The sequence below is a fragment of the Vibrio sp. CyArs1 genome, from assembly GCF_022432925.1.
Taxonomy (GTDB): domain Bacteria; phylum Pseudomonadota; class Gammaproteobacteria; order Enterobacterales; family Vibrionaceae; genus Vibrio; species Vibrio mediterranei.
Genome location: NZ_JAKRBO010000011.1, coordinates 36,773 through 51,371, shown reverse-complemented (window position 1 = coordinate 51,371; position 14,599 = coordinate 36,773). Strand labels below are relative to the sequence as shown.

The 14,599-nt window shown below is 47.3% G+C and carries 16 protein-coding genes; 1 reads left to right on the top strand and 15 read right to left on the bottom strand.

The annotated features are described in order from the left end of the window. The first annotated feature begins 2 nt into the window (after window positions 1-2). On the top strand, window positions 3-1,040 hold the full coding sequence (locus tag MMA19_RS23045; RefSeq protein ID WP_124940493.1) for a flagellin: 1,038 nt from the start codon (window positions 3-5) through the stop codon (window positions 1,038-1,040). Between the two features lie 299 nt (window positions 1,041-1,339). On the opposite strand, the gene MMA19_RS23040 is transcribed toward MMA19_RS23045, so the two are convergent. From MMA19_RS23040 to fliQ, 15 genes are all read right to left on the bottom strand, one after another. Next, entirely contained in the window at window positions 1,340-1,633 is a 294-nt protein-coding gene (locus MMA19_RS23040; protein WP_006072133.1) for a hypothetical protein, read from the bottom strand. A gap of 90 nt (window positions 1,634-1,723) precedes the next feature. Next, window positions 1,724-2,713 (bottom strand): flagellar motor protein MotB, encoded by a 990-nt coding sequence (locus tag MMA19_RS23035; RefSeq protein WP_240207343.1) that lies wholly within the window; start codon window positions 2,711-2,713, stop codon window positions 1,724-1,726. Next, complete coding sequence (gene motA / locus MMA19_RS23030; RefSeq protein ID WP_006072135.1) at window positions 2,713-3,570, bottom strand: flagellar motor stator protein MotA; 858 nt, start codon at window positions 3,568-3,570, stop codon at window positions 2,713-2,715. Before motA ends, MMA19_RS23035 begins: the two co-directional genes overlap by 1 nt. A 9-nt stretch (window positions 3,571-3,579) precedes the next feature. Further along, window positions 3,580-4,308, bottom strand: a complete 729-nt coding sequence (locus MMA19_RS23025) for a FliA/WhiG family RNA polymerase sigma factor (RefSeq protein ID WP_240207341.1) — start codon at window positions 4,306-4,308, stop codon at window positions 3,580-3,582. A gap of 9 nt (window positions 4,309-4,317) precedes the next feature. Next, on the bottom strand, window positions 4,318-4,806 hold the full coding sequence (locus MMA19_RS23020) for a flagellar basal body-associated FliL family protein (protein WP_006072139.1): 489 nt from the start codon (window positions 4,804-4,806) through the stop codon (window positions 4,318-4,320). A gap of 34 nt (window positions 4,807-4,840) precedes the next feature. Next, a complete protein-coding gene (locus MMA19_RS23015; RefSeq protein WP_240207339.1) occupies window positions 4,841-5,890 on the bottom strand; it encodes a flagellar hook-length control protein FliK in 1,050 nt (349 codons plus the stop codon). 4 nt (window positions 5,891-5,894) lie between these two features. After that, window positions 5,895-6,206 carry a LafD gene (locus MMA19_RS23010; RefSeq protein ID WP_240207337.1) on the bottom strand — a complete coding sequence of 104 codons (312 nt, stop codon included), beginning with the start codon at window positions 6,204-6,206 and terminating at the stop codon, window positions 5,895-5,897. Then, the gene (gene fliS / locus MMA19_RS23005) at window positions 6,190-6,576 is read right to left on the bottom strand and encodes a flagellar export chaperone FliS (protein WP_240207336.1); all 387 of its coding nucleotides are present in this window, start codon (window positions 6,574-6,576) and stop codon (window positions 6,190-6,192) included. Before fliS ends, MMA19_RS23010 begins: the two co-directional genes overlap by 17 nt. Before the next feature lie 18 nt (window positions 6,577-6,594). Beyond that, complete coding sequence (gene fliD, locus MMA19_RS23000) at window positions 6,595-7,932, bottom strand: flagellar filament capping protein FliD (protein ID WP_240207334.1); 1,338 nt, start codon at window positions 7,930-7,932, stop codon at window positions 6,595-6,597. A 457-nt stretch (window positions 7,933-8,389) separates the two neighbouring features. Next, on the bottom strand, window positions 8,390-9,256 hold the full coding sequence (gene lafA / locus MMA19_RS22995) for a lateral flagellin LafA (RefSeq protein ID WP_240207332.1): 867 nt from the start codon (window positions 9,254-9,256) through the stop codon (window positions 8,390-8,392). 238 nt (window positions 9,257-9,494) lie between these two features. Continuing rightward, window positions 9,495-10,307, bottom strand: coding sequence for an EAL domain-containing protein (locus MMA19_RS22990; protein WP_240207330.1), 813 nt, complete (start codon window positions 10,305-10,307; stop codon window positions 9,495-9,497). Next, the gene (gene flhA / locus MMA19_RS22985) at window positions 10,300-12,393 is read right to left on the bottom strand and encodes a flagellar biosynthesis protein FlhA (protein WP_240207328.1); all 2,094 of its coding nucleotides are present in this window, start codon (window positions 12,391-12,393) and stop codon (window positions 10,300-10,302) included. Before flhA ends, MMA19_RS22990 begins: the two co-directional genes overlap by 8 nt. A 33-nt stretch (window positions 12,394-12,426) precedes the next feature. Continuing rightward, window positions 12,427-13,554, bottom strand: a complete 1,128-nt coding sequence (flhB, locus tag MMA19_RS22980; RefSeq protein ID WP_240207327.1) for a flagellar biosynthesis protein FlhB — start codon at window positions 13,552-13,554, stop codon at window positions 12,427-12,429. Further along, window positions 13,551-14,327, bottom strand: coding sequence for a flagellar biosynthetic protein FliR (gene fliR, locus MMA19_RS22975; protein WP_006072156.1), 777 nt, complete (start codon window positions 14,325-14,327; stop codon window positions 13,551-13,553). The genes flhB and fliR overlap by 4 nt, the downstream gene beginning before the upstream one ends. Next, window positions 14,327-14,596, bottom strand: a complete 270-nt coding sequence (gene fliQ / locus MMA19_RS22970; protein ID WP_006072158.1) for a flagellar biosynthesis protein FliQ — start codon at window positions 14,594-14,596, stop codon at window positions 14,327-14,329. The genes fliR and fliQ overlap by 1 nt, the downstream gene beginning before the upstream one ends. Window positions 14,597-14,599 lie beyond the last annotated feature (3 nt).

The window sequence follows — 14,599 nt, the reverse complement described above, 5'->3', positions numbered from 1 at the left end:
TTATGGCAGTAAGTACGGTTGAAGTTAGACCGCATAGTATCAAGCTAACAGGGCAAGAAGCGGCCAGTATCGCGCCCTCACAAGCGTCCACTGATACCAGTACCTCACTGTCAAAGCGCCTGCTAAGACCTCAAGCTGACATTACGTCAGCTTATTCACTTTCAGGCGTGTTGCTTACACAAGGTCAGCAACACGCTACTTCAGTGCAGATTGCCACTAAGGCACTGCAAGGTGTCGGTAAAGAGCTCACCCAAGTTAAACGCCAACTGACCCAAGCGCTTTCGCATGGTGTTAACAGTAACATGCCTGATTCTTTGGCACGCTCTAAAGCCACGATTGAAGCGACATTGAATCAAGCGAGGTTTGATGGCAAGCGAGTGGTAGATAATGAGCTTAATCTTAAGCTCGATACCGCCGATGTGCGCCGTTTTTCTATTCCAGGACTCAACGTCCATCGTATGAGCGAAAGAGCCGAGCAAATTCGACTGGATTTCCCAAGTGGCGGTTCGGTTGTGTTGCAGTTTGATGGCCAATCTGATGGTGTTCGAACGGTGAAACAGCTCGATCGCAGCTTAATACCTATGGGTATGCGAGCCTCTTTATCGCAGGATGGCAGCATTTTGTTTGATGTCCATGAATCTGCTTATGCGGCCATGCAGCAACAAGTTCTGGTCACTGGGCAAGGACACCGTTTCCCTGCCGGACAAGCGAACGCATTCAATATTCAAGCTGAGCCTGATGGCATGGCGGAGTTAAAATTCGACTTAGCGTCTCGAGATGGAATCAAACAGTCCATTGCTAAGGTCAATCAACATCTACAGCAAGCACAAGTAAGCTTAAACGAAGCCAGACAATTTCAATCTCAATTGAATACCCAAATGACGCGCATTCAAAGCCAGTCTAATGTGCCATCTTCAGAACAAGTTTCCCAAAAGCTCAATGACTTCACTCAGCTCTCTCAAGACTTCACCACTACATTTAAAGCCCTCAACGCACAAGCGAATGTTCGTCGTCATACTGTAGTTGCCTTGCTTAAATAATCCCTTCGAAAAACCTCGGAAACAAATCATTCTCCTCTCGGGTGTGAGGATTTGCAGCTGCCCGTGAAAAGAAAAATTGTCACGGCAGCATCCTGTCTCCTGCAATCTCAAATAGACCGTCATCTTCGTGACAACGAAGAATTTCTAATTCGCGTAGATGACTGAAAATTAGAGAGTAAGTCATGTTATTTAGGTTTGAGATGCACTGTATGAGACTCCCTTTTTCAAGGGAATGATGAACGTTTTTTTAGGGGGGGGGATGACACCTGAGGTAAATGACTTATTAAATAGGGTTTAAGTCACACCAAAAAGAAAAAATACAAAAAGCAGATAAACGCTAACAGCGTCGCTGAAAGAGTGGGGTAGATGATGTAGGCGTCGCGCTTATTGGTTCGGCGGAAGCAGAGGAAAGTCAGTAGGCCGTTATAGACTACGAGCAGCAAGCTGATCCCCGTTCCTCCTTTTAAAGACAGCGTGGATAACTGACTTAAAAACAGAGCAAGCAACGCGTAATCAATAATGATCAGCCACAAAAATGCTTTTTGAAGCGGGTCAGATTTGCTGTCTGCAATGTGAGGATGAGTTTGACGCATAACACGCTCTACTTCGATGAAATCAATAAGAAATTATTAGCATATTTAGGTGTTCTACCTAAGCATAGAACACTTGATTAAGCGCGCAAGCTAAAGTGCTTGTGGCTCGACGGAAGAGGTGCCTTCCGACTCAAAGCGAATGGTATCGGTTCGGAACACAGGTTGATTAAACTGAGCCTTCTCACGTGCCTTTTCGACCTCGTTAGTCGGCTGTTCGCCAAATAAGGTGCTGATCACTTCGGCAGCTGGAGTGGTCAAGATAAACAGTTCAATACGGCGGTTCTCACTCGATTTAGGGTCCTGTTGATTGAGCAGCGCTCGGTCAGACATTCCGGTGACTTGTAGCACTCTTTGCTCAGGCATTCCGCCAGCGACCAAGGTTTGTCGGGCGCTATTGGCTCGAGACGAGGACAGTTCCCAGTTTGAGGAGCTACTGAACGCTTTGCGGTATTGCGTTGCGTCGGTGTGTCCGCTGATGATCATCGGGTTTTCAACACGCTGGAATACCGGTGCTAATGCCAATAACAGGTCTTCAAAGAAAGGGGTAAGTGTTGAACCTCCTCGTCGGAACATGTTTTGTTTGTAGTCATCTTGCAGCACGATTCTTAAGCCTTGTGGGGTGACCGTGACGTCAACGTTCCCATCAGCATTAATCTGGCGCATCATTTCATTGACCACTTTCGCCAAGGCTTCTAAGCGCTCTTGGGTATCAAAGGTGCCGTTGATCAGCGAGTCCGACTCTGGTCCATCGCGATCACCCTGGAAAAAAGAGGTCACGGTATGCACTGAGTCATGATGGCTGGTCACCGATGAGTCGGAGGCAAGATCAATAGGGGAGATACTTTGTGAAGTATCGAAAAGGCTGCCAGTGCTCTTATCAAAAACACTGGCCATTTGTAGGTGGGCGACAATCGCTTTGCGCTCTTCTTTGTCGACCACTTGCATTACCCATAACACGAGGAACAGAGCCATTAACGCGATCATAAAGTCGGCTAAGGCGACTTTCCAAGCACCGCCATGGTACTCATGGTCATGGCGGCGTCCTGAACGCTTAAAGACGACTTGCTCTTGTTTTTGCATTATCCCTCCTGTTCAGCTAGCCACCTCTCCATTTGATTAAAGGTTGGTTTGATGTCGAGCTGAATGTGTTTGCGGCCAGCATCAATCGCGAGCAATGTCGGCTTCTTCGCTACATAGGCGACCAGTGTCGCGCGGATGCAATCGAAGGCTGACATATCACGCTTAACGCGTTGAGCCATGGCATTACTGGCTGGGTCTAAACAGCAGTAACAACCAAAAATACCTAAAAATGTACCTACTAGAGCGGCGGCGACGTGATAGCCAATCAAGGCGATGGAACCATCAATAGCTTGCATGGTGATGATGATCCCGCCAACGGCTGCCAATATCCCAAAACCGGGTAGAGCTTCTGCCGTACGTTGCATTGAGCGAGATGGAAGCAGCAGGTCTGATTCAATCGCTTCAATCTCTTGCTCTAGTAGTCCCTCTAATTCATGAGGCGACATTTGTCCCATTGCCATTAAACGCAAATTGTCGGTAATGAAAGAAACAAGACGATAATCACGGCTAACCAGTGGGTAACGGTTGAAAATCGGGCTTTGTTCAGGGTTCTCGATATGTTTATCGAGTGCTTTGAAGCCACCACTGCGAACGGTTTCTAACAAGACTTGTAGTAATGCCATTAATTCCATGTAGAACGCTTGCTCGTCCTTGTGAGGTGACATAATAGAGCGAAGCTGGCTGCGCATTTCCTTCAAGACTTGCGGAGGGTTACCTATGATCAATGAACCGACTGTGGCACCTATGATGATCAGAAATTCGGCTGGCTGCCAAATGGCCATCATGCTTCCCCCGGCCCAAACGTAACCGCCGAAGACACACATCAGAATAATGATCGCGCCCATAAACTTTTGCATATGTGACTCCTAAGAAGATAGTAATTGGTTGAGTTGTTTTAGCGCTTGTTTGTGGAGCTGACAGATCCGTGGTGGTGTCAGTTCGAGTACCAAGGCAATTTCATGTAGGTTGAGTTCGTGCTGATAAAACAGTGTCATCAGCAGTTGTTCTCGTTTTGGCAATTTTGCGAGAGCGACCTCTAGACTGCGGCGAATATGCTCATGGCTCATGCCTTCATAGGCACTATCTACCTGACCTTCCGCCCCTTTTTCTATCAACTGATCGAGACTTTGCATCTCGCCAGCCATTGAGGCGCTGAGCCGAGTGTGATAATCCGCTTGATCGGTGCCAAGGGCTTTAATGATCTCTTGCTCCGTCGGCATTCGTTTCAGTGCTTTGGTGAGATCGCGGGTGATATCGTTGAGCTCATGCGCTTGCTGGCGTGTTTTACGTGAACGCCAATCAAGTCGGCGTAGCTCATCCAAAATAGAGCCTCGAATACGACACACAGCAAATGCAGGGAAGTTGGGGTCATCGATATTGCCATAGCGACGCCCTGCTTCCAGTAACCCTATCAATCCTATTTGCTGCATGTCTTCGATGCTGCAATGGGTCGTAGCATGGTTACGCAGTTGATTGACCACTCGTTTCACCAAAATCTGGTGTTGGCTCAGAAGACGATTTTCATCAATGGGTGTCGTTGGCGAATTCACTTCGTCGGCGACACCATAACTGTCCGTGTAATTCATATCCAACATAGGCGGCCTCTACTGCACGACGTACTTGGTAAGCAGTACATCGTCGATATCGCGTATCACCTCAGTTTTAGCAAACGCCATCATCACAGTGTTTTTTACTTCGTCCTGTAGCGATGCAAGGGCTTGTTCGCCATGAAGGTCTTCATAAGTTTTTTGGCTGAACAAGTTGAGCATGGCATTGCGGACAATGGGCATGTAGTCATTGATGTTCTGCAGTCGATCTGGGCGGCGAGTTTCTACCGCTAGCTCGATCATTACAAAGTGAGTTTGCTTCTTGCCTCTGACACTCAGTACTACCTTGTCCAATGATTGAAAGCTTGGGCCTTGGCTACTTTGGTTGTCTTGGGTCAAAAACGACAGTGGAGTGTCTTCAATCATGCTGCGGTCATCGCCCGCTTGCTTTAAATACCAGGCTGCACCAAACACAGTAGCAGCAGAGACCAAGGCACTGGTCACTATCATGGCGATGAACATGGCGAAGAGTTGCGGTTTAGTCATAATTTATTTCCTATGAGGTACTTAGTGCATAGCACTAGGCTTGCGTACTGAGCCAGTGTTCAGCAGTGGTAAAGGTGGATTGAAATGAAGAGTCATCATTAAAGCGACGAGAGGCGAGAACCGTCGACTCTTCCTCCTGACTATGCTGCGGTGATTCGTGTTGGCCTTCTCCAGTACCGACCTGAACGTCAACATGCATAAAGTTCTGATTTTGCAGTTCAAATCGAAGACGTTCTGAGACCTGCATTAATGCCTCGCGTGTAGCAGCGGCATTGGCATTGATTTGCACACTTAAGCGATCGCCTTCAACACGAACCATAAGATCCAATTTGCCAAGATCAGGCGGATCTAATCTGATCCGAGCCTCTTGCAAGTTTTGTTGAGCTTGTAGAGTGACTCGGTCGTTGAGCACTTGCAGCATTTGCTCCCCCCATTTACCTGCTTGAGTGTCCACTCGAACCGGTGCCCATTCTGTTGTGGAAGGTGTGGTGGATACTGGCGCAGGAGTAGTCTGGTGACCTTGAGTTTGTTGGGCTGTCACTGGCTGGCTACTTAAGTTTGTTAGTGAGTTAGCTATCTCTGCATTAATGGGGCGAGAGACGGTGTTGTCTGGAGCTGCTTGTGTCACCAGCAGAGCCGAGTTGACCGAGCTACGTGGTGAGTTTTCTTTACCTATCGCTATTGATGGGTGAGCGACATGTGCCTCAACTTGAGGTGCCGCGGAATGGCGTGTATTGGCATTGACCACAAACTGACTAAGTAGCTCGGAAGCTTGTTGCTGCAGTGAGGTTGCAGGTGTTTGGCTTGTTGCAACGGCAGAACCTTGAGGCAACTCTGGCTCGGTAATCAGTGTCGCTAGTGTAGCGTGCACAGCACTTTCGTCAGCGTTATCTGCCTCGTTGGTTAACAAAGGGTCATCAACCACGGATTGATCGTGTTGTTTTGGCGCTTTAACGAGCTGGCCAAAAGGGACAGCAGCGTCCTTAGGTGATGAGGTACTTGCTGCATTAATGCTCTGGTTTGATGAACCATCACTAACACGCGCCGAACTGTCACCACTTTGAATATTGGTCATGGTTAGCATGGGGTTACTCCAATGTCATCGCAAGTTGATAAGCCACCGTTCGCTCTTTTTCCTCGCTCACACTGTGGAGGCGTTTTTTGAGTTCACTGGTTGCAACGGACAACGCTTCGTACGCCGCTAAATGAGTCTGTCTAGCATGTCGAATTTCGGGCACTAACCTAGGATCCTTTAAGTAAGGTCTATGGGTGTCCAAAAGCTCACGAAGCTGTACGTCGTAGCGTTTTAGTGCGTGCCAATCTTCCGTTTTTGTCGCGATTTCAATAAGTTTACTGAGGTGTCGGAATCGCTCAGGGGACACCTTATGCTTGATTGCCAAAATTCAACCATCCTTCTCTGATATTGCCCATCACACGCTCTACACCGGCGAGTTTTTCCACGTCATTGTGAATACTGGCTTGATAGAGTTCGATTTGGCAGAAGTCATAAAGTTGGTGCAAGTTCTCGGCGATTTCGCCACCATTTTCATCATCAAGTGCGCTATCGAGGCCGACAAGAATGTTCATACACTTGCTGATACCATCACCCTTTTCGGCTAAGCGCCCTGCGCCTATATGACCGCGCACACGTTCAATTTCATTAAGTAAACCGTCGATCAGCATCACCACTAGTTGATGTGGGTTTGCGGCTGCTGCTTGGGCATCTAAATCGACCTGCTGATATGAGTCGTAGCCTGAATCCATTAGCATAATTTTGTACTCCTAGCCCTAACCAAACATGCTCATGGTTTGGTTCATTTGTGTCATTAAGGTGTTCATTTGAGTGAATTGTTTGAGGTAGCGGCTGTACGCCATGTCGTACTTGCGCTCTAACGTTGCTTGTTTGTCGTCAATGCGCGAAATGTTCTGTTGTAAGGAGTCTTTACGGGTTTTGAAAAGACCGGTGGTCGACTTCAAAAATGGCTCAACCATGGTGTCGATGGAATCCAGAAGATTACCGTCGCCGTTAAACATGGCTTCTAGCGCGGCACTGTTATTTTTTTGCGCCTCTTCGAACTTGGTGGCATCCAGTGTCATCTTTCCGCTGCGATCAATCTCAATACCCACTTCACTTAGGCGCATTCCGTTGTATTCACCACGAATAATGCTGGTGAGTTGGCTTTCAATAGAGCGAAGCGTTGGGTCACTCGCTAACACGCCACGTGCTTTATCCTCCCCGCCGATACCAGTGTATTCATCCATGGTAGACATCAGAGTGTTGTAAGCGTCAATGAAGGCGTTAACTTGTTCTTTTGTCGCTTCATCATCGGCACCAATAGTCAGCGTCAGCGGTTGCTCTCCCGAGACCTGCGCCTTACTGACCGTCAGGTCAACACCATCAATAACGCCAGTAAAGGTATTGCTACTGTTGGTCAGTTTTAGGCCGCTACCCTCAGCGCCTAGCCAAATGACGGCATCTTGCGGTGTACTGATATTGCTGGTGTTAGTAAAGGCATCTTCAAACCAGGATGCCCCAGTGCCTGAAGCTGACACGTTTACGCTATTGGCAACACCCGTTTCAGTACTTGATAACATAAAGTGCGTCTGACCATTGGAACGAACCAGAGTGGCATTGACGCCTGGGTTATCAGGGTCATTATTAATAGCGGAAACCAGATCGGCCATGGTTGCTTTGCCATCGCCGTCGGTATCAACTGTTGATAGATCGAGTGATAGGGTTTTACCGTCAACTGTTAAATCGAGCGTGCCTGTTGTTGGAATCTCAGTATTGGCATCTAGGTCGGCTGGCATACCCGTTGAGAGTTGGTGTGCGGTGGCAACTTGTTCCACAAACACCTGATAGCTGCCCGCCATGGCACTGGCATTGGCCGTCGCAGAAAGGAAACCCTCTTGTGAAACCGTTGCCGTATTCTTAATGATGTTCGAGCTACTGCTGTTCATGTTGGTTACGGCAGTTCGGAACTCACGCAATGCTGATTCCACTTTACCTAGCGCAGTAATTTGAGCCTGATACTTATCCGCTTGCATTTGGTAGCGCTGCTGAAATGGCTGCACATCATAAGTGGCAAGGTTGGTCGCCATAGTGATTGGGTCAAACGAACTCATTGGAGTGCTCCTTAGTTTTGCTGCTCGCCGTGTAATAGGGATGGACAGCACAGTATTCTTAGTGGGTTAAATCAAGATATATGCCATGATTTAAAACATTAAAATTCAATTGGTTAGGCTAATTTTGTCTCGTGGGCGGAAGCGGGGTTTCCATTGTGCTAGTTCCGCTTTTCCACCAGTAAACTGCCTATTACTCAGAGGCTTAAGGCGACTTGATGGTGAGAGGTATTAATCGTTGGTGATAAGATAAGTGGCAATATGAGATCTGGGTTCAGAGTTGGTTCTGTTCTCATCTCTTCACATCCCATCAAGCACGACCTAGTAATGAAAAAACCTCCCGAAGGAGGCTAAAAGGACGGATGAATAGTTAACGAAGGAAAATTCATCATATCCAAAAATAACCGATGCGGTTGGCTGGTAGCGATCACCGCACCAATTATTAAGGATGCTTGCTTTATTAGCGAAGTAGTGACATCGCCATACCAGGTAGCTGGTTAGTTTGCGATAGAACTGTTGTACCCGCTTGCATTAGCATTTGGTTCTTCGTCATGTTTGAAGACTCAACAGCGAAGTCAGCGTCAGTGATACGACCTTTCGCAGCCGATGTGTTCTCAACCATGTTGCCAAGGTTAACGATAGTGTGCTCTAGACGGTTGATGTTCGCACCAAAGCTTGAACGTGTAGTACCGATATCAGCAAGAAGACCTGCGTCACCTGTTGCACCTGTTAGAGTAGTAAGTGCAGTCTGAGCACCAGCCTCTGTCGAGATATCACCCAGAGCAAAGCCTTTAGCCGCACCGATTGCTGTGTTTAACGCTGTGATGTCTGTAGATACGTCAACTGCTAGTTGCTCACCAGCATTAGTACCGATTTGTAAGTTAACTGCACCCGCAGCGAAACCAGTCGTGTTAAACAGCTTCTGGCCACCGAAGTTAGTTGAATCCATGATGTTCACTAGCTCTTCGTTAAGCTGTTGGAACTCTTTGTTCAGTGCAGTTTTGTCAGCTGTAGAAGCAGAACCGTTTGATGCTTGAGTTGCTAGGTCGTTCATGCGGTAAACGATGTTTGTCATCTCGTCCATCGCACCCTCAGCAGTTTGCATCATTGAGATACCGTCTTGTGCATTACGCATTGCAACGTTCATACCGCGAGTTTGAGATTCTAAACGAGTAGAGATTTGAAGACCTGCCGCATCATCTGCTGCAGAGTTAATGCGGTAACCTGTGCTCAAACGCTCCATTGCTGTGTTTAGCAGACCGTTTGTGTTGTTCAGAGTGTTTTGTGTAACTAGCGAAGCGTAGTTAGTGTGCATCGATAAAGCCATTGTCATTCTCCTTGAATCTATATCAATGTGGGACATTCGCCCCGCTCACTAACAAGAGGCGGTCGGTTAATTTCTAGGATTAATTGGAAAATGAAAAAAACTTGGAAATTATTGATTTTGGGTGTGAAAGTGTGAGGTTTATTCCGAAAAACAGCGATTTTGTTAGGGAAGTTGGCCTCTCTTTTCTGCTAGAAAGAGTGAAAGGAGAGGCGCCGATGTGGTTTAAATAAGCGCTTGGTTAGTACTCATCATTACCGGCATCACCGAATGACTTAAATGACATTGAGGTCGGAATATCACTGAAGTAGCCAAAGTAATGACTGGCACCAAGGCGCTTAAATTGGGTGAGTTCATCTTGATTACTGATTCGTCCTGCTACCCAAGCTAACTTATGATTACGACAGAATTTCACCAAAGGTAATAACCGTGTTCGGTCTTGTTTGTTTTCTAACGTTGCTGCTACTTTGAGCGCATCGGGCTCGAAGGGTAGTAACTGTTCGAACATACCTTGGCTCGGGTCAACGTCGAACCATAATGCGAAAGCTTGCTCTTTGAGGGTTTCGGTTAATGCATTAACCCGCTCATGCAAAGGGGTGGTCTCACCCAGTTGCAGTGAAGGGGTAATATGGTAGAACGCGCCTGCGTGGTATCGAATCACTTGTTTGAGAAAGTGCTCACCCGATTCCCACAGCAGGGCATCACTACTAATAGGCACGACGACATTACTGGTGAGATCTGGGTGAAAGGTCTCTATTTGGAACTTGGTTTGGCGCAAGGCGAGATACAAACTGTACAAATCGAGACAAAAGCGCATCGTTTCAGAAAGGTCAAACTGGTAGACGCTTTGCTCACTTTGGCTGCCGAATCGCAGCGTCAAATGCTGAAACTCGACTTCCCCGTTTTTGGTGTCGCGAATGGCCTGACAGGCATGGCGAATATCATTTTGTTCAAAAGCGTCAAAAATAATCTGGTCGTCTTCCGTAACGACATGCTGCTCCACTAGCTGATGTAGGTAGCGATACAGCGCTTGGTTTGAAGTTAGGTTATCCAAGGTTTCCTACCACGTTTATCTGTTTGTTTTCTGGGATTTCGTTATAAGACAGTACCGCCAATCCTTGCGAGAAGGTGCGGGCATATCGAGCGATCAAAGGTCTTAGCTGGGGCATGACCAATAAGATAGGCGCCAGCCCTTGTTGTTTAAGCTGCTGTTTTATCAGCGGTAAGTTTTGCTGGAATTGACTTAGGATATTTGGCTCAATTGGGAAGCTATCTAGCATGACGCTGCCATTGGCTTGAGCTTGTTGTAGTGACGTCATCAACATCTGTTCGAGCTCATCAGAAAGTGCGTACACGCTTAGCTCTTTACGTTGTCCAGCCACAAGATTAACTAAGGTGCGGCGCAGTGCACAACGCACGTCGGCAGCAATAAGAATAGGATCCTTAGTATTTTCTGCTGATTCCAGCATGGTATTAGCAATGGTGCGAATGTCCTTAAGAGGGACCTGATCGAGCAGTAGTTGCCTGTACACCTTTAACTGTTGTGCTGGGTTTAAAGCTGCACCGAGCGCTTCGGAAAGTTTAGGCGCTTGCTGGGTTAAGCGCAGATTCATTGCATCCACGTCATCATGAGTAAATAACTCCGCGAGATGCGACTTCATCACCTTACTAATGTGTGTGGCGATAACGGTGCCATCATCGACGACTTGATAGCCCATATTAAGTGCTTTGGCTTTGTCTTTATGTTCGATCCAAACCGCCGGCAAATGATAAGCAGGGTCACTGCCTAAGATACCATCCACTTCGCCATAAGTTTCACCAACAGCGATAGCCATCAGACGATCGGGTTCGATAAAGCCTTCTTCGATGATTTCACCGTTAAGCGATAAGGTGTACTGGTTAGGTTTAAGACTCAGGTTGTCTCGAATACTCACCTCTGGAACTAAGAAGCCCACTTGTTCGGAAAGATTTTTACGTACCCCTCGAATACGCTGTGTCAGCGGCGCACCTTGCTCTTTATTCACTAGGTGAACCAATCGATAACCCAAGGCTAGCGATAAGCTGTGTACATGTGGGATATCATCCCAAGATAGCGGTTGCTCATTGTCTGCTTGCATGGCAGCAGAAATCGCTTCAACTTCATCAAGCTGCGGATTGCTAACAGGAGCTTTGGATTGACGCCAGCCTGCAAACGCTAATACACCAGAAAACGTGAAGAAGGCGAGATGTGGCATACCTGGCACTAGGCCAATAATCAGCATAATGGCGGCAACCGTGTATAACGTTGCTGGCGTCGCCAATAACTGCTTATGCATGGTATCGGTCATATCGTTATCGCTGTCATTGATGCGAGTAACAATGATGGCCGCTGCTGTTGCCAGTAACAGTGATGGAATCTGTGCCACCAAGCCATCACCGATGGTCAGTAGTGCATAAGTCTTGAATGCTTCAGAAGCGGGTAAGCCGTGTTCAAACACACCGATACTGATACCGCCGATAATGTTGATAAACAGAATCATTAAGCCTGCGATAGCATCGCCACGCACAAACTTAGAGGCACCATCCATTGAGCCATGGAAATCAGCTTCGTTGGCGACTTCTTTACGTCTTTGTCTTGCCGCTTCTTGGTCAATCAGTCCCGCATTTAAGTCTGCATCGATCGCCATCTGTTTGCCTGGTAGCGCATCAAGGGTAAATCGAGCCGAAACTTCAGAAATACGTTCACCACCTTTGGTGATCACCACAAAGTTAATGATCATCAAGATGATGAAGACCACCATACCTACGACGTAGTTACCACCAATCACGACTTCACCGAAGGCTTGGATAACTTTACCAGCCGCGTCTCCACCATTATGACCTTCGAGTAGAACAATACGAGTCGAGGCCACGTTCAAGGTGAGTCGCATTAGGGTTGCGATAAGCAAAATAGTTGGGAAGATGGAAAAGTCGAGCGGTCTTTTGGCGGTGGTACTGACCAGTAACACCAAAATAGCCAGAACAATATTGAACGTGAACAACGCATCGAGTAGCAAAGGCGGCAATGGTAAAATTACCATCGCCAAAATCATCAGCAACACAATAGGGATGCCAATATAGCCTTTTCCTGAGCGTCTAAATTGTTTAAGACGATTCAACATGAGAGTTCCTTTGTTACTTGTTCTAGTTATCCGTTAGTGTTGCAATTGTTTAGGTATTGAGAACACGGGAAGTGGTAGCGGTTTGTCTCCCGAGCCTTGGCGAAACGCCTTTAATTGCATCACGTAAGTTAAAATATGTGCCACGGCGATGTAGAGCTGGCTTGGGATCGCTTGCTCTATGGCGGTGGTGTAGTAGATAGAGCGCGTTAATGGCGGCGAGTGTAATATTTCCACCTGATTTTCGCGGGCAATACGTTGAATGTGCATCGCTGTTTCATCGATACCTTTTGCCACCACAAATGGCGCATCTGATAAAGAGGTGTCGTATTTTAGAGCCACGGCGTAGTGCGTTGGGTTGGTGATCACTACATCAGCCTTGGGGACGGCTTTGTCGATTTTTCGGCGTGCAAACTGCTGTTGAATCTGACGAATACGCTGTTTTACTTCCGGACGCCCTTCGTTATTTTTGTACTCTTCTTTCAGCTCTTGCTTGGTCATTTTGAGCTGCTTGAGGTGCTCCCAACGTTGGTAAGGAATATCAATCACGCCAAAGATAAGCAGAGCCACACCCATCAGTAACAAACCTTCAAATAAAATCGTCATCACCATAGTGATGCCCTGCGATAGGGTGAGCTTTTGCATGCCAAGTAGCTGAGAAAAGTTGCTATCCAAATAGGTATACAGCAAGGCAAAAATCACCGTGACCTTGAGCGAGGACTTCAGCAATTCAACCAATGAACGTGTTGAAAACATACGTCCAACACCGGAAATGGGGTTGAGCTTACTCAACTTGGGTTGGATATTCGCTGGGCGAAACATCCAACCGCCAAGTATCATGCTACTGCCGATAGCGGCAATGACGATAACCATAAACATGGGTAGTAGTAATTCGATGATGATGCCAAGGCTTTGACCCAGTTGCTCAATCATTTGTTTAGGGTTTTCTAGGTCCTGACGTGTTAGTGCCATATTGAAACGAAATACACCAGAAATGTGCTCCCAAATACGACCGATTTGGCTATAAAAATAGATGGCAACAATCAGAAATAGCACCGCAGTAGTGAACTCTTTGGCGCGAGGAATTTGACCTTCCTGCCTCGCCTTTTTGATCTTCTGGGGCGAGGCCTTTTCGGTTTTATCTTGGCTGGACTGCTCGCTCATGCCCCCCCCACCATAAACAGGTTAAGTTGACTCAATGTTTCGTGTACCAGCGCGGTATAGCGGCTAGGAATGCCACTAACGGTCAGCAAGATACTAAACAAACCAAGCAACATGGTCATTGGGAAGCCAAGGGCGTAAACGTTTAGGCTGGGTGCCGCTCGGTTCATGACACCAAAACTGATGTTCGCCAATAGCATGGAGACGATGGCTGGCAACGCCAAGGCTAAGGCTGAAGCAAACATCCAACCAAACAAAGAAACGATATTGTCTAAAGAGGCGATAGTGATGCCAGAGCCGACCGGCCATACCACAAAGCTCTGCACCAAAATATCAATGACCAGAAGATGCCCTTCGAGTGCAAGGAATAATAGCGTACACAGCAGCAAGAAAATTCGTCCCAAAATGGCAACGGAGAGTCCATTGACTGGGTCGTTCATGATCGCCATACCAAGCCCCATTTGTAGCGAGACGATTTGCCCTAGCATGGTGAAAATGGTGAAAAAAAGGTGCAGTATGAGTCCGAAAAAAAGTCCCCACATAGCCTGTTCAAAGGCCAAAAACAGAGAGGTCATCGACAGCAAATCAACGGCAGGCATTGCAGGCATAAGCGGTGCCGTGATCACCACAATCGATAAGGCAAGTAGGGCTCTGACCCATACTGGAATTAACGCATCACCGAAAAATGGCATGGCCAGAAAGGCAGCCCCAATCCTGAAAAAGGGCCACCATAACTGACCTAACCATTGAGATATTTCGGCGAACGTAATTTGCATTAACCAATCATCCCTGGAATGTTATGGAACAAGAAGTCGAACAGCTCCATGATTTTGCGTAGCATCCAATGCCCGGCAAAAATGACCATCAACAGGGTGGCCAATAATTTGGGTAAAAAGCTGAGTGTTTGTTCTTGGATTTGAGTTGCAGCTTGAAAAACCGCGATAACCAAACCCACAAGCAGTCCTGGCACTACCAGTACCATCACGATGCTGATGATGAGCCAGACGGCGTTTGAAAACAGAGTAACGGTCAGTTCTGGAGTCATGAT